This window comes from Mesorhizobium sp. WSM1343 (genome assembly GCF_055901535.1).
In genome coordinates, this window is the sequence record NZ_CM148370.1 from 3,226,485 (window position 1) to 3,245,587 (window position 19,103).

19 protein-coding genes are annotated in these 19,103 nt (G+C 63.5%); 12 read left to right on the forward strand and 7 right to left on the reverse strand.

The window, feature by feature from the left end; translation table 11 throughout:
* Positions 1-12 precede the first annotated feature (12 nt).
* The 4 genes from AC0NIL_RS15705 to AC0NIL_RS15720 all read right to left on the reverse strand — a co-directional run bounded on the left by AC0NIL_RS15705 (position 13) and on the right by AC0NIL_RS15720 (position 3,656).
* A complete protein-coding gene (locus AC0NIL_RS15705) occupies positions 13-840 on the reverse strand; it encodes an AraC family transcriptional regulator (RefSeq protein WP_063172535.1) in 828 nt (275 codons plus the stop codon).
* 179 nt (positions 841-1,019) lie between these two features.
* Positions 1,020-1,787, reverse strand: coding sequence for an SDR family oxidoreductase (locus AC0NIL_RS15710; RefSeq protein WP_027160696.1), 768 nt, complete (start codon positions 1,785-1,787; stop codon positions 1,020-1,022).
* An 87-nt stretch (positions 1,788-1,874) separates the two neighbouring features.
* Entirely contained in the window at positions 1,875-2,873 is a 999-nt protein-coding gene (locus AC0NIL_RS15715; protein WP_013530853.1) for an ABC transporter permease, read from the reverse strand.
* A 42-nt stretch (positions 2,874-2,915) separates the two neighbouring features.
* Positions 2,916-3,656, reverse strand: a complete 741-nt coding sequence (locus AC0NIL_RS15720) for an ATP-binding cassette domain-containing protein (RefSeq protein ID WP_013530854.1) — start codon at positions 3,654-3,656, stop codon at positions 2,916-2,918.
* 465 nt (positions 3,657-4,121) lie between these two features.
* Here AC0NIL_RS15720 and AC0NIL_RS15725 point away from each other — a divergent pair, with 465 nt between their 5' ends.
* Together AC0NIL_RS15725 and AC0NIL_RS15730 are read left to right on the forward strand one after the other, a co-directional pair.
* Positions 4,122-5,111 (forward strand): sugar-binding protein, encoded by a 990-nt coding sequence (locus AC0NIL_RS15725; protein WP_013530855.1) that lies wholly within the window; start codon positions 4,122-4,124, stop codon positions 5,109-5,111.
* Positions 5,112-5,309: 198 nt separating this feature from the next.
* Entirely contained in the window at positions 5,310-6,092 is a 783-nt protein-coding gene (locus AC0NIL_RS15730) for a FadR/GntR family transcriptional regulator (protein ID WP_024501539.1), read from the forward strand.
* Positions 6,093-6,116: 24 nt separating this feature from the next.
* On the opposite strand, the gene AC0NIL_RS15735 is transcribed toward AC0NIL_RS15730, so the two are convergent.
* A complete protein-coding gene (locus AC0NIL_RS15735) occupies positions 6,117-7,055 on the reverse strand; it encodes an NAD(P)-dependent oxidoreductase (RefSeq protein WP_013530857.1) in 939 nt (312 codons plus the stop codon).
* A 119-nt stretch (positions 7,056-7,174) separates the two neighbouring features.
* Between AC0NIL_RS15735 and AC0NIL_RS15740 the strand changes: the two genes are divergently transcribed.
* On the forward strand, positions 7,175-8,071 hold the full coding sequence (locus tag AC0NIL_RS15740) for an NAD-dependent epimerase/dehydratase family protein (RefSeq protein WP_473572075.1): 897 nt from the start codon (positions 7,175-7,177) through the stop codon (positions 8,069-8,071).
* Between the two features lie 308 nt (positions 8,072-8,379).
* Positions 8,380-9,156: a FadR/GntR family transcriptional regulator gene (locus AC0NIL_RS15745; protein WP_127366138.1), complete on the forward strand. Its 777-nt coding sequence runs from the start codon at positions 8,380-8,382 to the stop codon at positions 9,154-9,156.
* A gap of 14 nt (positions 9,157-9,170) precedes the next feature.
* Here AC0NIL_RS15745 and AC0NIL_RS15750 read toward each other — a convergent pair whose 3' ends face one another.
* Positions 9,171-9,461: a DUF3175 domain-containing protein gene (locus AC0NIL_RS15750; protein WP_027160693.1), complete on the reverse strand. Its 291-nt coding sequence runs from the start codon at positions 9,459-9,461 to the stop codon at positions 9,171-9,173.
* A gap of 169 nt (positions 9,462-9,630) precedes the next feature.
* Here AC0NIL_RS15750 and AC0NIL_RS15755 point away from each other — a divergent pair, with 169 nt between their 5' ends.
* The 8 genes from AC0NIL_RS15755 to AC0NIL_RS15790 all read left to right on the forward strand — a co-directional run bounded on the left by AC0NIL_RS15755 (position 9,631) and on the right by AC0NIL_RS15790 (position 17,903).
* Positions 9,631-10,860 carry an MFS transporter gene (locus AC0NIL_RS15755; protein WP_473572073.1) on the forward strand — a complete coding sequence of 410 codons (1,230 nt, stop codon included), beginning with the start codon at positions 9,631-9,633 and terminating at the stop codon, positions 10,858-10,860.
* A gap of 21 nt (positions 10,861-10,881) precedes the next feature.
* Positions 10,882-11,211 (forward strand): hypothetical protein, encoded by a 330-nt coding sequence (locus tag AC0NIL_RS15760; protein ID WP_032898595.1) that lies wholly within the window; start codon positions 10,882-10,884, stop codon positions 11,209-11,211.
* 98 nt (positions 11,212-11,309) lie between these two features.
* Complete coding sequence (gntR, locus tag AC0NIL_RS15765; RefSeq protein WP_064993865.1) at positions 11,310-12,338, forward strand: HTH-type transcriptional regulator GntR; 1,029 nt, start codon at positions 11,310-11,312, stop codon at positions 12,336-12,338.
* A gap of 302 nt (positions 12,339-12,640) precedes the next feature.
* A complete protein-coding gene (locus AC0NIL_RS15770) occupies positions 12,641-13,768 on the forward strand; it encodes a sugar ABC transporter substrate-binding protein (RefSeq protein WP_013530863.1) in 1,128 nt (375 codons plus the stop codon).
* Positions 13,769-13,847: 79 nt separating this feature from the next.
* Positions 13,848-15,395, forward strand: coding sequence for a sugar ABC transporter ATP-binding protein (locus tag AC0NIL_RS15775; RefSeq protein WP_027160690.1), 1,548 nt, complete (start codon positions 13,848-13,850; stop codon positions 15,393-15,395).
* A complete protein-coding gene (locus AC0NIL_RS15780) occupies positions 15,392-16,372 on the forward strand; it encodes an ABC transporter permease (protein ID WP_013530865.1) in 981 nt (326 codons plus the stop codon). The genes AC0NIL_RS15775 and AC0NIL_RS15780 overlap by 4 nt, the downstream gene beginning before the upstream one ends.
* The gene (locus tag AC0NIL_RS15785; protein WP_013530866.1) at positions 16,369-17,355 is read left to right on the forward strand and encodes an ABC transporter permease; all 987 of its coding nucleotides are present in this window, start codon (positions 16,369-16,371) and stop codon (positions 17,353-17,355) included. Before AC0NIL_RS15780 ends, AC0NIL_RS15785 begins: the two co-directional genes overlap by 4 nt.
* A 2-nt stretch (positions 17,356-17,357) precedes the next feature.
* Positions 17,358-17,903, forward strand: coding sequence for a gluconokinase (locus AC0NIL_RS15790; protein WP_027160689.1), 546 nt, complete (start codon positions 17,358-17,360; stop codon positions 17,901-17,903).
* On the opposite strand, the gene AC0NIL_RS15795 is transcribed toward AC0NIL_RS15790, so the two are convergent.
* A complete protein-coding gene (locus tag AC0NIL_RS15795; RefSeq protein WP_473572071.1) occupies positions 17,898-19,049 on the reverse strand; it encodes a hypothetical protein in 1,152 nt (383 codons plus the stop codon). The two genes, AC0NIL_RS15790 and AC0NIL_RS15795, sit on opposite strands and share 6 nt — an antisense overlap.
* Positions 19,050-19,103: the final 54 nt, after the last annotated feature.

Here is a 19,103-nt window from a genome sequence, read left to right on the forward strand (position 1 = left end):
AGGGCGGCTGGCTCAGGCGATCGCCCGCGCGGCCTCGCGGTAGAGCGTCGGCGGCACGCCGACATGGTCGCGGAAAAAGCGCGAGAAATTGCCTTGCGTGGTGAAGCCGAGATTGCAGGCGACGGAGATCAGCGGTTCCTGCGACCATTGCAACTGCCGCACCGCTTCCTCCATGCGTAGCGTGTTCCAGTAGACATTGGGCGTCAGATTGGTCTGTTCCTTGAACAAAGCGAAGAAATGCGGTCGCGACAGCCCGACGCTGCGCGCCACATCGTCGAAGCAGATGCGCTCGCAGACATTGGCCTTCATCAGCTGGATTGCCTTGCGGACACGAAAATCCTGCATGGTGTTGATGCGGACACGGCCCTCCTGCGGCGCCGAGGCGTCGGCGGCGTCGAGCACGCTATCGATGAAACGCTCGATCTCGTAGTTGGCGATGTCGTCGACGCTCTCATTGTCGCTGAGGTGGTCGAGCAGATTGGCGGCGGCCTGATGCAGCCACGGTTCCAGCGTGATCGCGGCTTGTGAAAACAGCGGCGCCGACGAAGGCAGGTCGCGGCGGCGCCGCGCCCAGTCGGGATCGATGTAGAAGGCGAGAAACAGACCGGGCGTCCCGTTTTGCGACAGAACATGGCTGTGCGGCTGGAAGGAGTTGATGCCGGCGGCCGTTCCAGGCCCAAGCCGGACGGTCTCGCGGCCGATGGTCATTTCGCCGGCCGTACCTTCCAGCCAGATGATGAGATGGGCCTCGACATGGGCATGGGTGACGAAGTCGCTTGCGACATTCAGGATAGAAACATGTCCGAACCGGCCCCAGTAGAGCCTGATCGCTTCCGTCATGGGTATATCCTCCCGCAGGCGACTGGCCTCCCTTCGCCTGCAGTGGGGATTGTGCGGCCGAGTTCGGGGCCGCGTCAAGACGCGCGCGGGCGGCGAGGGCGAATGACGGCCAGTGAGGCCGGATTTTCAGACTGAGCGATACGCACTGGAACGAATGGCGGTCGGGAGAATTGCCAACCTCAAACCGAAGCCGTCATGCCGCCATCGACATACAGCGTATGGCCGTTGACGAAGGACGAGGCATCTGACGCCAGAAACACGGCGGCGCCGATCAACTCGTCGACATTGCCCCAGCGCCCGGCCGGCGTGCGCTTTTCCAGCCAGGCGGAAAATTCGGGATTGTCGACCAGCGCCTGGTTCATCTCGGTGCGGAAATAGCCGGGCGCGATCGCATTGATCTGCAGGCCGTGTTTGGCCCAATCGGCGCACATGCCCCTTGTCAGGTTGCGGATCGCGCCCTTGGTGGCGGTGTAGGGCGCGATGTTCGGCCTTGCCAGTTCGCTCTGCACCGAACCGACGTTGATGATCTTGCCCTTGCCGCGCGGGATCATGTGGCGGGCGACCGCCTTGGCTGCATGGAAGGCGCCCGACACATTGGTCTTGAACAGGCGCTCCCATTGCTCCTCGGGAAAGTCCTCGAGCGGGGCGCGGAATTGTATGCCGGCATTGTTGATGAGGACGTCGATGGCGCCGATCTCGGCCTCGATGCGGGCAATGTCCTCGTTGACCGCCTGAAAATCGGTGACGTCGAATACCGAGGCGTGCGCCTTGAAGCCGGCGTTGCGCAGCTTTTCGACGGCGCTATCGATCCTGGCGGCGTCGCGGCCGTTCAGCACCACGCTTGCCCCATGTTCGGCCAGGCCCCGAGCCAGCGCGAAGCCGATGCCCTGGCCGGAGCCGGTCACCAGCGCCAGCCGGCCCTCGAGGCTGAACAGGGAGTTGGCCATCAAACCGTCTTTTGTTTGACCATGATCTCCGGACAAACGGTTCCGTTTGTCCGAGAAAACCGGTTTCCACTTTTCGGGATCATGGTTCTAGTCGCTGCGGCGGAAATTGCGGATGCGGTCGAACAGCACCGCCAGCAGGATGGCGCCGCCGATGAAGACGCCTTGCCAGAAGGCATTGATGCCAAGCAGGCCGAGACTGTTGCGGATCACCTCGATCAGGGCCGCGCCGACGATGGCGCCGAAGGCGGTGCCGACGCCGCCGGCCAGATTGGCGCCGCCGATGACGGTGGCGGCGATTACCTGTAGCTCCATGCCGGTGCCGAGATTGGTGGTGACGGCACCCAGCCAGCCGGTCTGGATGATGCCCGCAATGCCCGCCGACAGCGCCGAGATCATGTAGACGGCAACCTTGATCTGGCGCACCGGAACGCCGGTCAGCGTTGCCGCGTGCTCATTGCCGCCGATGGCGAAGATATGGCGGCCGAACTTGGTCCAGCGCAGGATGAAGCCGGTGATCAGCGCCAGAAGGATCATGTAAAGCACCGGGTTGGCGATGCCGAACACCCAAGCGCCGCCGCCCAATGACAGAAGCTTGGCATGGTCCGGCCCGAACTGGAAGACCACCGTGTTGTTGGAGGCGACCATGGCGAGGCTTCGGGCGATCGACAGCATGCCGAGCGTCACCACGAAGGGTGGAAAGCCGAGATAGGCGATCAGCACGCCGTTGAAGGCGCCAATGGCGAGCGCGGTGGCAATCGAGGCCAGGATGCCGACCTCGATCGAGTAGCCGGCATGCATGGTGACGGCCAGCACCATCGACGACAGGCACAGCACCGAGCCGACCGACAGGTCGATGCCGCCGGTGATGATGACGAAGGTCATGCCGAGCGCGATGATGGCGACGAAGGTGATGTTGCGGGTGATGTTGTAGAGGTTCTTCGAGGTGGCGAAAGCGTCGGTGGCAAACGACAGGAACACGCAGGCAAGGATGACCGCGATCACCACCCAGAAAGTCTGGCTGGCAAACAGTCTCGCGGCCAAGGATTGCTGCTTATGCTCGATCGGCTGGTCAATTGTTAGTGCCATCGTCGACCTTCATCTGCTGTGCGTGGTGGAATTCGCTTGAAATCAAACCTGTTCGATAGCGCCGGTGATCAGCCCCGTGACTTCCTCGGGCGAGCTCGACGCAATCGTCTTGTCGGCGACCTTGCGCCCGCGCCGCATGACGATGACGCGGTCGGCGACGGTGAACACGTCAGGCATGCGGTGGCTGATCAGAACGACGGCGATGCCCTGATCGCGCAAATGGCGGATAAGGTTCAGCACTTCGGCGACCTGGCGCACCGAGATCGCCGCCGTCGGTTCGTCCATCAGCACGATCTTGGCCTGCGACAGCATAGTGCGGGCAATCGCCACCGCCTGGCGCTGGCCGCCCGACATCTGCTTGACGAGGTCGCGCGGACGGGTCTCGGACTTCAATTCGGCGAAGAGCTGGCCGGCACGCTTGTACATCGAGGCATAGTCGAGGATCCGGAACGGCCCGACGCCGCGCCGCAACTCACGGCCGAGATAGACATTGGCGGCGGCAGTCAGATTGTTGCAGAGTGCAAGGTCCTGGTGGACGATCTCGATACCGTGCTGGCGGGCTTCCGCCGGCTTGTGCAGGATCAATTCCTTGCCGTCCATGTGCATGGTGCCATGGCTCGGGCGGAAATTGCCAGCGATCATCTTGACCAGCGTCGACTTGCCGGCGCCGTTGTCGCCCATCAGGCCGACCACCTGTCCGGGCTCGATCGACAGCGAAACGTCGTTGACGGCCTGGATAGCGCCGAAATGCCTTGAGATGTTGGTGAGTTCGAGAACCGCCACCAGCCTTTGCCTCCCCGTGCTTTGCGACCTGCAGCTGTTACCGGCGTGGATGCCGACGCTGCTTGGCCTCGCTCTCCCCGGCTCCTCCCGAAGACGGCGTTAGCGTTCTTTTACGCAAAAGCCGGCGCACGTCAATCAATTGTCGGACGAATTGGGCCAGGACTATTTTAAAAATCCGTTTTGTAGGACAAATAGCATTGACGTTGGCGCCAAGCCGATATTAGCTAAGCGTCGGAGGAGATTATGCCGATCCCCGCTGGCGGTTCGCCGGCCGGAATTGGCGGAGGTTTGACGGTCCAGGATCCGGCGGCACCTGTGTGTGAGCTGATCTGAAGCCGAATCTGGAAATGCTTATCGATCTGTCCTGGCGACACGAGCGCTCGCGAAACGACCCTCGGTCATCACGCATCCGGTCGATCTGTATGGCGGGCACGCCGTGTCCGTTTGTTTCAAGGGAGGACTGACATGAGGAAAACACTTTTGCTCGCCGCCGTCGCCGCCATGGCGTTGGGTGCCGGGCCGGCTTTGGCCAAGAAACAGCTCGTCATTGTCGTGAAAGGTCTCGACAATCCGTTCTTCGAGGCCATCCACCAGGGCTGCGAGAAATGGAACAAGGAAAACGCCAGCTCGGAATATGAATGCTTCTACACCGGTCCGGCGTCGACTTCGGACGAGGCCGGCGAGGCGCAGATCGTCCAGGACATGCTGAGCAAGGCCGACACGGTGGCGATGGCGATCTCGCCGTCCAACGCGCCGCTGATCGCGCAGACGATCAAGAGTGCCAATCCGTCGATCCCGATCATGACGGTCGACGCCGATCTCAGCAAGGAAGACGCAGGCCTTCGCAAGACCTATCTCGGTACCGACAATTACCTGATGGGCAAGAAGATCGGCGAGTACATCAAGAAGGGCAAGCCGAATGGTGGCACGATCTGCACCATCGAAGGCAACCCGGCAGCCGACAACATCCTGCGCCGTGCGCAAGGCATGCGTGACGCACTGTCGGGCAAGGAGGGCCTCGCCGCACTTGCCGGTGAAGGTGGCTGGACCGAAGTCGCCGGCTGCCCGGTGTTTACCAACGACGATGGCGCCAAGGGCGTGCAGGCGATGACCGACATCCTCGCCGCCAACCCCAAGCTGGACGCCTTCGGGATCATGGGCGGCTGGCCGCTGTTCGGCGCGCCGCAGCCCTATCGCGATCTGTTCGGACCGCTCAAGGACCGGATCGCCAGCAACGACTTCGTCATCGGCGCCGCCGACACGATCGGCGACGAGATTGCGATCGCTCGTGATGGCCTTGTAACGGCTCTGGTCGGCCAGCGGCCGTTCGAAATGGGCTACAAGGCACCGTCGGTGATGATCGACCTGATCGAAGGCAAGGCGGTCGCCGATCCGGTGTTCACCGGCCTCGACGAGTGCACCAAGGATACGGTCGACACCTGCATCCAGAAGTAGGTTCTCGATTTCGGGGCGCCCGGCTGCGGGCGCCCCGTCATTCCTGGACGGAAGCGATAATTCCCGAACGGACGCAATGGTTGGGGCAACCGGCTCCGGCTTTGCTGCGCCCGTGATCTGGATTTTTCGGCAACGAGATCGGCGCCCGTGCGGTTCGGACCAGTCCGGACGACAGACGGTCGACGCATTGGAACGTGGATGCCGGACGAGAAGTCAAGCAAGCGAACCGACCGGGCCAAGGCACAAGCCGGCCACGGCCCGGCTGTCATGCGCAAGGCCGGTGCCGCGCATTTTGCGGGAGCGAGCGTCCATGTCTCGCTGGCCGGCGAGATTGGCCTGCGGATCGTGCGTGGCGACTATCCGCCCGGCACCATCCTGCCCAACGAGTCCAGATGGGCCGAGATCTTCAATGTCAGCCGTTCGGCGGTGCGCGAAGCCATCAAGATGCTGATGGCGAAAAGCCTGTTGGCCTCACGCCCCAAGATCGGCAGCTGGGTCGAGCCGAAGGAGCGCTGGAACCTGCTCGACCGCGACGTGCTGGCCTGGTACGCGACGGCGCCCGACCGCGAGGCGTTCCTGCGAACCGTGCAGGAGTTTCGTCATATCATCGAGCCGGAAGCATCGGCCTTTGCCGCCATACGGCGCAGTGACGAGCAAATGGCGGAAATCAGCCAGGCCTGCCGCGAGATGGGCGAGGCCTTGAGCCTGCAGGAGCGTATCCGCGCCGATACGCGCTTTCATCTGGCCATCCTGCGCGCCTCCGGCAACGACCTTCTGGTGCCGCTCGGCGTGCTGATCGAGTCGGCGCTCGACCATCTCTTCGCATTCACGACACAGCAGGTCGCCGATCAGCGCCAGGCGCAGAAGCTGCATGAGGCGATCGAAAAGAACATCCGCCTGCAGCGCCCGGCCGCGGCGCGCAACGCCGTGCACAAGCTGCTTGCGGATACCGATGAAGGGATCGGGCGCTGGAGGCGGTGATCGGCGCCTGCGTTGGGCAATCGGTTAAATGGTCTGCTTCTTGCCATCCTTCATCGGCATCAGGTCGACGCCGTTCACCTTGCCGATATGTGTTGCCAGCATCGGTACGAATTGCTCGGCCGGGCCGGTTGCGTGGGCACCGGCGAAGGCGTTCTTGGTGGCGTTGCCGAGCGGGTTGGCAATGCCGGCCGCACCCGCCATCGATTCCAGATAGGTCAGGTCCTTGAAGGCATTGGCGATGGTGAATTTGTGCGCGTCGCGGTCACCTTCCAGCGTCCAGCGCATGAAGGTCTGGTAGAAGCCGCAATCCATACGGCCATTGCGGATGACGCTGTCGAAGCGCGGCGGCGAGATGCCGACCTTCTCAGCCAGTGCCAGTGCCTCGGAATAGATCGCGGCGTAGCCGAGCGAGATGAAATTGTTGAGCAGCTTCATGCGATGGCCATCGCCGGTGTCGCCGATATGGACGATGCGGCCGGCCCAGGTTTCGATTACCGGTTTCACCCTGGCAAAGAGGGCGTCCGGCGCGCCGACCATGGCGTCGAGTGTGCCTTCCCAGGCTTCCTTCGGCGTGCGGCTGAGCGGTGCGTCGACAAAATCGATGCCGAGCGCCTTGAGTTCAGCGGCAAGCGCAATGGTCGAGACGGGGTCGGAGGTCGAGCAGTCGACGACGACGGAACCTTTCTTCAAACCCTCCTTGAGGCCGCCCGGGCCGCGAATGATGGCTTCGACCTCGCGCGAACCGGTGACGCAGATGAAGACGATTGTCGATGCCGCCGCCACATCGCGCGAGGTCGATGCTTCGGTGGCGCCGCGGCCAAGCAGGTCTTCCGCCGGCTTGCGGTTCTTGCGGCCGAGAAAGGTCAGGCTGTAGCCCTTGTCGACGATGTTCTTGGCGATCCCGTGGCCCATCAGGCCAAGCCCGATGAAGCCGATCTTTTCGCTCGCGGCAGTCGTGTTCATGTCTTCAAGTCCTGTTGCAATGATTGATGTCAGGCGCTGCCGTTTTGCAGGCGTGGGTGGTTGCGGATGGCGATATTGTCTGACAATACACATAAATTCCTGAGGATGTGGAGAGCAAAATGACGAAGCGGATCATGTTCACCGGCGGCAGCGGCAAGGCCGGACGCCATGTCGTCCAGTATCTGGTCGAGCAAGGCTGCCAGGTGCTCAACATCGACACCAGGCCGCTCGACAACCCCAAGGTGCGCACGCTGATCACCGACATCACCGACAGCGGGCAGGTGTTCAACGCACTGTCGAGCTATATGGGCCTGCATGAATTCGACCCCTCGCTGCGTCCGCAGCCGGTCGATGCGGTGGTGCATTTCGCCGCCATCCCGCGCATCATGATCACCACCGACAACGAGGTGTTCCGCATCAATGCGCTCGGCACCTACAATGTCATCGAGGCGGCAGTTAAGCTCGGTATCCGAAAGGTAATCATCGCCTCCAGCGAGACCACCTATGGGCTGGTCTTCGCCAACGAGCCGCGCGATCCAAAATATTTCCCGCTCGACGAGGAGTATGACGTCGATCCGATGGACAGCTATGCCTTGTCCAAGGTCGTCAACGAGAAGACGGCGCGGGCCTTCGCGCAGCGCAACGGCACCGACATTTATGCCCTGCGCATCGGCAACGTCATCGAGCCGCACGAATATTCGCTGTTTCCGAAATGGTTCGCCGATCCGGGTTTCCGCAAGCGCATCGCCTGGAGCTATGTCGACGCGCGCGACCTTGGCCAGATCACGCTGCGCGCCATAGAGAAGGACGGGCTCGGCTCTCAGGTGTTCAACGCGGCCAATGACGACACCTCGTCCGACCTGCCGACAGCCGAACTCTTGAAGCGGTTCTACCCCGGCGTGCCGGTCAAGGCCGAACTCGGCGAATACGAGACGCTGCTCTCCAACCGCAAGGCGCGTGACGTGCTGGGCTTCCGCCCGGAGCATAGCTGGCGCAAATACGTCAAGCAGGCCTAGGCATGTCGACATTCAGGTGATGCCGGCCTGCGAATGACGGCTTTCTGCGCTTCCGGCCTTCGCCGGCCGAAGCACTTATGAGGGACGGTGACAGTCAAGGCTACGGTCGGCATAGGCCGGTGCTTACGTACCCAAAAGTACGCTGCGCTCCGGTTCTCGAAATCCATCATTCTCGGCTCGGCCTGACCTGAATATCGACATGCCAATCAAGCGGCGGATCGGGGCTGATCTGTGCACAGCGGGCAGCTTTGCGATGCAAGCCGCTTGCCGCGCTTGACAGCCTGCTCAATACGGACTTTCTGGACCCCATGCGGGACGCGAAGCCGAACAAGGAAGAATCGTTGGGGAAAGCGGCCTCCGGGGACCGTCCGGGCGGCGTTCGCCGGGCGGACGCCGCGCGTATTCCCGGCTCCAGCGTCCACGCCTCGCTGGCCAGTGAAATTGGCCTCAGGATCGTGCGCGGCGATTATCCGCCTGGCACCATCCTGCCCAATGAAGCGAAATGGTCGGAGACCTTCAGCGTCAGCCGCTCGGCGGTGCGCGAAGCGATCAAGATGCTGATGGCCAAGAGCCTTTTGGCCTCACGTCCCAAGATCGGCAGCTGGGTCGAGCCGAAGGAACGCTGGAACCTGCTCGATCGCGATGTGCTGGCCTGGTACGCGACGTCGCCGGACCGCGAAGTGTTCCTCAAGACGGTGCAGGAATTCCGCCATATCATCGAGCCGGAAGCGACCGCGTTCGCCGCGATGCGAAGAACCGACGAGCAGATGGCCGAGATCAGCCTGGCCTGCCGTGAGATGGGCGCGGCGACGAGCCTGCAGGAGCGGACCCGCGCCGACACGCGCTTCCATCTCGCCATCCTGCGGGCTTCGGGCAACGACCTGCTGGTGCCGCTCGGCGTACTGATCGAATCCGCCTTCGATCATCTCTTTGCCTATACGACACGGGAGATCGACGATCTCAACCACGCGCAGAAGCTGCACGAGGCGATCGAGAAGAACATCCGCCTGCAGCGCCCCGACGCGGCGCGCAATGCTGTGCGCAAACTGCTCGCCAACACAGACGGCGTCATCCGCGCCCGGTAGGGCTGGACCGGCCGCTAATCATCCTTGTCACGTCCGAAGGCGCTGCGCAGCTCGCCCTTGGCGTCCTCAAGCACTTTTTTGCGCGCGGCAGGCAAGTTCTTGCCGGCGCGGTTGATGTAAAAATTCAGCATCGACATGGCGGATTGAAAAGGCTCGGCCTTGCGCCTGTGGCTGTGTTCGGCGGATCGTTTCAGCGAGGCGGCGATCTTCCTGGCGTCGTCGGATTCGAAGACGTGATCCTCAAGATCCATTGCGTTGCTGTGCTCGGTCACCTCGGCCGACCATTTTTTCCTGGTGGCGGTCATCGCAGGACTCCTTTGCGGGGTGGTTGCCGGGAAACTCCGCACATCGGCATCGGTTCCGCCCTGGCTCTGGAGCCACGGATTTGCCCGCTGTGGCGCTGCTGCGGCCTGAGAATGCGCCGATAGTGGCGCAAACGGCAGCCGATCTCCGAGACCGCCGACAGGAAACGCCTTGACCCGAACCGACAGCCTCCAGCCCGGCCCCGGCATCGACAGCTCCTATGCCTGGATGCGGCTTGCCATCTCGATGCTGCTGGCGACGATCGGCGCCGTGGGCATGTGGGCTGTCGTCGTCGTGCTGCCCGCCGTGCAGGCCGAGTTCGGCGTCGACCGCGCCGCGGCGTCCATGCCTTACACGGCGACCATGGTCGGTTTCGCCGCCGGCAACGTGCTGGTCGGCCGCGCCATCGACCGGATGGGTTACTGGATCCCGGCGCTGATCTCTTCGATTACGCTTTCCGCGGGCCTGCTGCTCGCGGCGCTGTCGACCTCGATCCTGCAATTCACGCTTGCCCAGGGGGTGCTGATCGGTATCGGCACGTCGGTGATCTTCGGGCCGCTGATCGCCGATATCTCGCACTGGTTCAACCGCCGTCGCGGTGTTGCGGTCACGGCGGCGGCGGCCGGCAATTACCTTGCCGGGGCGTTGTGGCCGACCATCATGCCGACGCTGATGAAGGCGGAGGGCTGGCGCTTCACCTATGCGGCAATCGGCATCTTCTGCCTGGTGACAATGGTGCCGCTGGTGCTGATGCTGCGGCGCGGTGCCCCGGAGGCGGCCGTCGCGGGTTCGCCCGGAAGCCGGTCGGTGCAGCCGATCTCGCTGTCGCCGGCGGCCTTGCAGGTGCTGCTGGTCGTCGCCGGGCTCGGCTGCTGCGTGGCGATGTCGATGCCGCAAGTGCATATCGTCGCCTATTGCATGGACCTTGGCTACGGCGTCGCACATGGCGCCGACATGCTGTCGATCAGGATGGCGGGCGGCGTCGTCAGCCGGCTGGCGTCCGGCTTCCTCGCCGACCGTATCGGCGCCGTGTGGACATTGATGATCGGCTCGGTCCTGCAGTGCCTGTCGCTGCTGTTCTACATCCCGTTCGACGGGCTTGCCTCGCTCTATGTGGTGTCACTGGTGTTCGGCCTGTCGCAGGGCGGCATCGTGCCTTGCTACGCGATCATCGTGCGCGATTACATGCCGGCCAGAGAGGCCGGCCAGCGTATCGGCATCGTCATGATGGCGACCATCTTCGGCATGGCGATCGGCGGCTGGATGTCGGGCTGGATCTACGATTTGACCGGCTCTTATGCGGCTGCGTTCCTGAACGGCATTGCCTGGAATATCTTGAATATACTGGCTATCGTTCTGTTATTGTGGCGGTCGCGGCGATCATTGACGGTTGCAGCTTAAGCCTTATTCCGGGCGCACAAAATGCATCTCGATCTTCACGGTAAGCCCATTCTTCTAACAATAGCGGTGTGGGCCTGCACCGCGGGATGCCTCGCAGGCGCCGCCGCAATTTTCTATTCGATTATCCTGGTGCTCGGCAGAACCGGGGCGCTTGTAGACACTACTGAGGAAAGATCACTTGGTTGGAGCGAGCGAGCCGGCCGCAGGAATAGCCGTTTCAACAGATTTCTTGTTGCTGACGAATTCCGATCGCTTCGCAAGCTCCTGTTTGGAGCATGGGCCGGATTTTTAGTCTCGTTTGGTCTTCTTTCTCTGCTGATTTTTCTCTTTGGGGAGCGGACATTGACCTAGCGTCGAGAAGGAAGCGCGCGGATAAATATCCCACTTTGACAACATATGACGGCTGCGGGCGCGATGGCTTCCGATCTGTATCTTGCGAGGACTCGATTTTGACCAAGCTGCGCACGCGCCGGGGCGGCGGCCGCCCGACCATCGCGGATGTCGCGCGCAAGGCCGGCGTCGGCGCCATCACCGTGTCGCGCGCCCTGCGCGAGCCGGAGCGTGTGTCCGAAGAGCTGCGCCGCCAGATCCAGGCCGCCGTCGACGAACTGGGCTACGTGCCGGACCCGAATGCCCGGGCGCTGGCCTCGGCGCGCGCCGAGGTGTTCGGCGTGCTGGTGCCGTCGCTTACCAACAACGTCTTCGCCGAGGTGGTGCGCGGCATCTATGACAGCCTGTCGGCCAGCCCGTTCCGCATCCAGCTTGGCAACACCCACTATTCCGGCCTCGAGGAAGAGCGGCTGCTGCAGCTGTTCGGTTCGCAACGGCCAGCGGCGCTGATCGTCGCCGGCATCGATCAGACGCCGGCTTCGCGAAAGCTGCTGGAAAGTGCCGGCTGCCCTGTGGTGCAGGTGATGGAAACCGGTCCCGATCCGGTCGACATGATGGTCGGCTTCTCGCATCTCGATGGCGGGAGGGCGGCGACCGAGCATCTGATCGAGGCCGGCTATCGCCGCATCGGCTTCATCGGCGCGCGCATGGATCCGCGTTCGCAGCGGCGCCTTGCCGGCTATCGCGCGGCGATGGAGGCCGCGGGCCTGTTCGACCCGCGCCTCGTCACCACCACGCCGGTGCTGTCCAGCGTGTCGCTCGGCCGCGAGATGTTCCGCGACGCGCTGGCCAAGGTGCCGACACTCGACGGGGTGTTCTGCAACAATGACGACATCGCGCTCGGCGTCTTGTTCGAATGCCATCGCGCCTCGATCGCGGTGCCGAAGACGATCGGCATCGTCGGTTTCAACGATCTCGACATGATGCAGGTGGCGTTTCCTTCGGTCACCAGCATCCGCACCCATCGTTATGAGATCGGCCGGCGTGCCGTCGCCATGGCGCTTGCTGCGATCGCCGGCAAAAGACCGGAGCAACGGATCGTAGATCTCGGTTTCGAGCTCAAGCGCCGCGAGAGCACGGCGCGTTGAAACGCACAGAAGCGACTGTGCGAATGCCGGTTTACACGCCAATTTGGTAGCGCTACCATCTCCTACAGGCAGTTGCATGAACGACAGGTCGCACCTGTTTATTATACATAAGCGACAACTAATACTTGTTTATTATGGATAATATGATAGTTTTCGCCCCGCTGGCGGCGACAAGGGAGGTACCGGGTCGGCCATCACGGGCGGCCGAGGAAGCGCATGGCAAGGCGGGAGGTGCCGGTCCATCGCGCGAAAAATTCGCATTGCGAAACGAACAATCAGAACTGCAATCGGGAGGATTATCGATGATCAAGTCACTCGTTGGTGGCGTCGTTGCCGCCACTGCATTCGTCATGCTCAATTCGGCCGCCATGGCCGCCGGACCCGAAATCGTGTCGGGTCCCGCCGCTCAGGCGGACTGTTTCGCGCCGTGGAGCGCGGAGACCAAATTCTTCAAATATCCCAAGAAGGAAGGGCCGTTCCGCATCGCCTTCGCCAATGGCTATATCGCCAACACCTGGCGCATCCAGATGGTGCAGACGGCCAAGGCCTACGCCGCGCAACCTGAAGTCAAAGCCAAGATCAAGGAATTCAAGGTCGTCTCGACGGGCGAGGACGTGCCGGCACAGATCTCGGCGATCAACAATTTCATCGATTCCGGCTATGACGCCATCGTCACCGACGCCCAGAACCCGACGGCCTTCGGTCCGGTCATCAAGCGTGCCAAGGAAGCGGGCATCGTGCTGGTCGCCTTCGACAACATTCTCGACACCAAGGACGCCATCAACGTCAATGTCGATCAGAAGGGTCTTGGCGAATTGTGGGCCAAGTGGCTGGTCGGCAAGATACCGAACGGCGGCAAGATCCTGGAAGTGCGCGGCGTCGCCGGCACCTCCGTCGACACCGATCGTCACAACGGCATCCACGAGGTCTTCGATGCGTCCGGCAAGAAGTGGGACGTGACCGAAGTCGCCGGCAAATGGGATGACGGCGTGGCGCAGAAGGTGACTGCGGATGCGATCGCCACCAACGGTCCGTTCGACGGCATCACCGGGCAGGGCGGCGACACCGGCATCGTGCAGGCGATGATCGACGCCAAGCATCCGTTCGTGCCGTTTGGCGGCGAGACCGAGAACGGCTTCCGCAAGTTCTGCGCCGCGCATTCAGCCGACGGGCTGAAGTGCTCGTCCGCGGGCTCGGGCCCGGCTCAGGTCGCCGTCGCCATCAAGACCGCGATCGCCGCACTCGAAGGCGAAGTCGTGCCACAAGAGGTGAAGCTGCCGCTGGCGATCGCCGAAGACCCGAACATGAAGGAAGGCACGGATTACTTCCCCAAGGAATCCGACAATTTCTTCGTCGGCAATTCCTTCCCGACCTGCGGCATCAATTTCAGCGCCCAGGAAATCATGGGTCAGACCAAGGAAAACCAGTAAATCATCGCTGGCTGTCACCTGGCGCCGCGGCTTGAGCCGCGGCGTTTGTCTCAATTCCACAATCGCCCTGGGAGGGCCGATGGACGGTGCGGCTCCGCTCTTTCGTATGGAAGGCATATCCAAGCGCTATGGCGGTGTACGCGCGCTGGAAAAAGCCGAGCTTGTTGTCGAAGCCGGCAGCATCCACGCCATTCTCGGCGAAAACGGCGCCGGCAAGTCGACGCTGATCAAGGTCATGGCAGGTGTCGTGGCGCCCGATGAGGGCCGCATGACGCTGGACGGGCGCGAGGCGACCTTCGCTTCTCCGGGTGCCGCCAACAAGGCCGGCATCGTCTGCATCTTCCAGGAACTGTCGCTTGTCCCCGAGCTAAGCGTTGCCGACAACATCGTCATTTCCGACCCGCCCAAACGCTTCGGCATGATCGACCGCAAGGCGCAGCGCCGCATCGCCGAAGAAGCACTTGCTCGTGCCGGCGCCGCCGACATCCACCCGCTGGCGCTGGTCAAGGACCTGCCATTGTCGCGCCGGCAGATGGTCGAGATCGCCAAGGCATTGGCACGCAAGCCGCGCATCCTTATCCTCGACGAGGCGACCTCCGCGCTGACTGCCGCGGATGTCTCGAAGATCTTCGCGGTGCTCAAGCGGCTGCGCTCGGAAGGGCTGGCGCTGCTTTACATCTCGCACCGCATGAACGAGATCGCCGAACTGGCGGATCAGTGCACGGTGTTCCGCAACGGCCGCAATGTCGCCAGCTATCCAGCCGGCTCGAAGAGTGACAATGAGGTGGTCGAACTGATGATCGGCCGCGAATACAGCCATATCTTTCCGCCCAAGCCGACGGCCGTGCCTGCCGCCGCGGCCCCCAGGCTCGAGGCCCGCAAGCTCTCATGGGCCGACCGGCTGCACGACATCTCGCTGACCGTCAGGGCAGGTGAGGTGGTCGGCCTTGGCGGCCTCGACGGCCAGGGCCAGCGCGAATTGCTGCTCGCCTTCTTCGGCGTGCTGCGCGGCCTCAGCGGCCAGATCCTGATCGACGGCAAGCCTGTGTCGATCACCAGTCCATCCGTTGCGCGCGACGACGGCATCGGCATGGCGCTCATTCCCGAGGACCGCAAGACCGAAGGTCTGATGCTGCCGATGACGGTGCGCGAGAACCTGTCCTTCGCCGCCCTCGACCGGTTGTCGAAAGCCGGCATCATCGACCGTGCCGCCGAGCAGCGGCTGATCGACGACATGGTCGGCCTTTTGGCGATCAAGACGGCGGGCCTCGACATTCCGGTCGGCGCGCTTTCGGGCGGCAACCAGCAGAAGGTGGTCATCGCCAAATGGCTGATGCGCCAGCCGCGCATCATCCTGCTCAACGATCCGACGCGCGGCATCGACGTCGGCACCAAACAGGAGCTGTACCAGCTGATGCGCAAACTGGCCGACGCGGGTGCGGCGATCCTGTTCTACTCGACCGACTATGACGAGCTGATCGGCTGCTGCGACCGTGTGCTGGTGCTCTACGACGGAGCGGTCAAGCGCGAGCTGGTCGGCGCCGAGATCACCGAGCGGGCGCTGATATCAAGCGCGCTCAACATCCATGGCGAGGACAGCCCGGTGGGCCTGGGAGTGGGCGCATGAAGGATTGGCGTTACTGGCTGGCCGAGCAGCGCGGAACGCTGCTGGCGTTCGGCATCTTCATTGTCATGTTCGTCATCTACACCTCGAACCATCCGGCCGGCTTCACCGCCAATGTGGTGCAGACGGCGGCCAACAAGGGCGTGCTGCTCGCCTTCGTCGCCATGGCGCAGACGCTAGTGGTGATCACCGCCGGCATCGACCTGTCCGTCGGCATGATTTTTCTCCTCACCAACTGCCTGGCTTCGTGGCTGGTGGTGGGAACGCCGATGCAGACGACGCTCGGCGTCATCGCCGTGCTGGCGGTGGGGCTGCTGTGCGGCGCCATCAACGGCGCCATCGTCATCTATGGCCGGCTGCAGCCGATTGTCGCCACCATTGCCACAGGCGCCGTCTATTACGGCATCGGCCTGTTGCTGCGGCCATTTCCGGGCGGCTCGGTCAATGAGGACCTGGCCGATGCGCTGACCGGCCGTGTGTTCGGCGTGGTGCCGGCAAGTCTCGTCGTGCTGCTGGCCATCGTGCTGGTGATCTGGGTGCCGTTCAGCCGCTCGGTGCTTGGCCGCGCCGCCTACGCGGCAGGCTCATCGGAGACGGCGGCCTACATGTCGGGTGTGCCGATCCGGCGCGGCAAGTTCGCCGCCTACACGCTGGCCGGCCTGCTGGCGGCGATCGGCGGACTGTTCCTGACCTTCTTCACCTATACGGGTGAGGCGGCCTATGCCAGCGGCAACTCCTACACGCTGTTTTCGATCGCCGCCGTGGTGCTCGGCGGGGTTTCGCTGTTCGGCGGCAAGGGCAGCGCCATCGGCGCCATCTTCGGCGCACTGGCTTTCCGCACGATCGGCGACCTGTTGTTCGTCTTCGATTTCGATCCGCTCTGGCAGCCGCTGTTCCAGGGCGTTATCCTGCTGGTCGCCGTCAGCCTCGGCGCCTTCGCCCTGTTTCGGGTCCGCAACCGGCTGGAGTGGTTCCTGTGAGCGAAACGACGCTTGGCGGCATTGCCGGCCGCATGCCAAGATTCATCCGCCGCGCCGATCCGGCGGTGCTGACGGCCTTTGCCTGCATCGTGCTTTTGCTGTTCTTCGGCAGCCTCTATTCCAGAAGCTTCCTGTCGCCTGAATATCTCCTGCAGCAGCTCAAGGTGGCTTCATTCCTCGGCGTCATCGCGACAGGCATGATGCTGGTCATCCTGCTCGGCCAGATCGACCTGTCGGTGCCGTGGGCGGTGGCGGCGGGCGCCATGATGGCCTGCGCCGCGGCGGCGTACGGCCCGGTCGGCGTGGCGTTGGCCATCCCGTTCGGCATCATCTGCGGCATGCTGATCGGCGTCGTCAACGGCATCGGCGTCGCCTATCTGCGCATCCCCTCGATGATCATCACATTGGCCACCAACGCTGTCGCGCAGGGGCTGATGGTGGTCTACACCGGCGGCTTCTCGCCGCAGGATTCGGCGACGGGCGCGATGCGCTACCTGGCGACCGGTTTCGCCATTCCGGGCGTGCCCAACGCCGTCATCATCTGGGCGCTGATCGGGGCCGCGATGGTGTTCGTGCTGACGCGGACCGGCTTCGGCCGCACCGTCTACGGCATCGGCAACCGCGAGCGCGCGGCCTATCTCTCCGGCATCGACACAAGGCGCGTGGTGATGATCGCCTTCGCCGTCTCCGGTGGGCTCTCGGCTTTCGGCGGCGTGCTTCTGGCCGGCTATGCCTCCAAGGCGGCGCAATCGATGGGCGACGCTTATCTGCTGCCGTCGATCGCCGCGGTGGTGCTTGGCGGCACCTCGATCCTGGGTGGGCGCGGCTCCTATCTCGGCACTGTCGCCGGTGTCATCCTCATCACGTTGCTGCAATCCATCTTGTCGGTCATGCAGATGCCGGAGGCGGGGCGGCAGATCATCTACGGTGTCGTCATCGTCGCCATGCTGCTGCTCTACGGCCGCGCGCCGGCAAGCCGCTGACAGTGGACGAAGCGGCAGCACAGGCGCCGACGAGCGCCCCCGGCTCGGTGCCGGCCATCGTGGTTATGGGCGTCGCCGGCTGCGGCAAGTCGGCGGTGGGCGTTGGGCTTGCCGCCGCTCTGGGCGTTACCTTTATCGAGGGCGACAGGCTGCATCCTCCGGAAAACGTCGCACGCATGGCAAGCGGCGAGCCGCTTACCGATCAGCTGCGCGAAGGCTGGCTCAACGCGATCGGCGAGCGCATCGCCGCGTCGGTGGGGCAGGGCAACGGCGTGGTCGCCGCCTGCTCGGCGCTGAAGCGCAGCTACCGCGACCGGCTGAGCGGCTTCTGCCCGGAAATCGTCTTCCTCTATCTGGAGATCGACCCTGGTACGGCCAGGCAGCGCGTCGGCAGCCGCAAGGGCCACTTCATGCCGGCGAGCCTGGTCGACAGCCAGTTCGCCATCCTCGAGCCGCCGGCTGCGGATGAGCGCGCCTCGAAACTCAATGCCACACGCCCGGTCGGTGAGCTCGTCGCCGCCGCGGTCCGCCTGATACGCCGGTCATGAGCCTTCATCCATTCCGATGCCGATGCTGTCCGAGACCTCGGTCAGCCGCTGCCGGCGGGACCACGTCAGCATCTGCTCGGGGTAGAGCTTCAGCGCTTCCAGCAGGCGGTCGCGCTTGAGCAGGATGTAGTGCGCCTGCACAGTCATGTTCTTGGCGCCATCCCTGGCCATGTCCGTTGCCGGGCTGACAGATGCCTCCGGCGTCAGCTCGGGGCTGAGCACGGCCCGGTATTCGATGAAGGGAACCACTTCGAAGGTCGACATGGCAAACAGGGCGGTCCCGCCCCTGGCGGCGAAATTCGCCGGTGCCGAGGCGAGATGCGTCCAGCCGCTTTCGCCCATGGCTGCCTCGGTGAAAGTCGTGCCGGCGTGGACGGTGTTGGTCATCGTCACCACGCCATTCTGCTTCAGGATCTTCTGGATGCGGATGGTGACCTGATAGGTGTCGTCGCGGCCAAAGACGACCCGGCTTTTCAGGAACCGGTTTTCGACATCGATCAGCGGCGGATTGAGGAAACGCAAGCCGAACGCCGATTCGGAAATACCGTGGGTGTTGACGCTCACCTGATGCGCTTCGATACCGGCCTCGTACAGCGCGCGCTTGCCGATGATGGTCTGGGCGGTGAACTGATCGCACCAGAGGATGGCGCCGTGGCCGCGCTGCAAGGCCGACCGCAGCCCCGCCAACCCCTCCAGCCGGATCGTCGGCGACCAGCGGCCGGCCACCAGATGTGCGGCGAGCTGCAAGCGGCGGCGGTGGCGCGCTGCCAGCAATCCCTCGAACAGCTTGCGTGCATCGATACCATCGCCCAGCACCGCGAGCGTGGCGGCAGCGTAGGCCGGGAATTCCTTGCGCATATGGCGCTTGAGGCGAAACCTCGATACGCGGCCGCAGATCGGCGCCCACCACCGCACCGGCAGTGCCGCCGCCACCACGAGATAGAAGATAGACAGCAGGCCTTCGCGAAGATCCTTGTTGGAAAAGCGGCGAAGCCGGCCAGGGCGAACCAGCTTGCGGCTGAAGAAGCGTACATCCTCCGCCCGTTCCGGGACGAAGACGTCTGCGATGATTTCAGTGCGGAAACTGGCTGCCGACGGCAGCTTGCGGGCGGCCTTGCGGGATTTTTCTAACCACCACAGCCTCATCGGTCCAGCCCGTTCTTCGAACCCCGCTTTACCGCGTCGGCTTGGGCCGTGCAA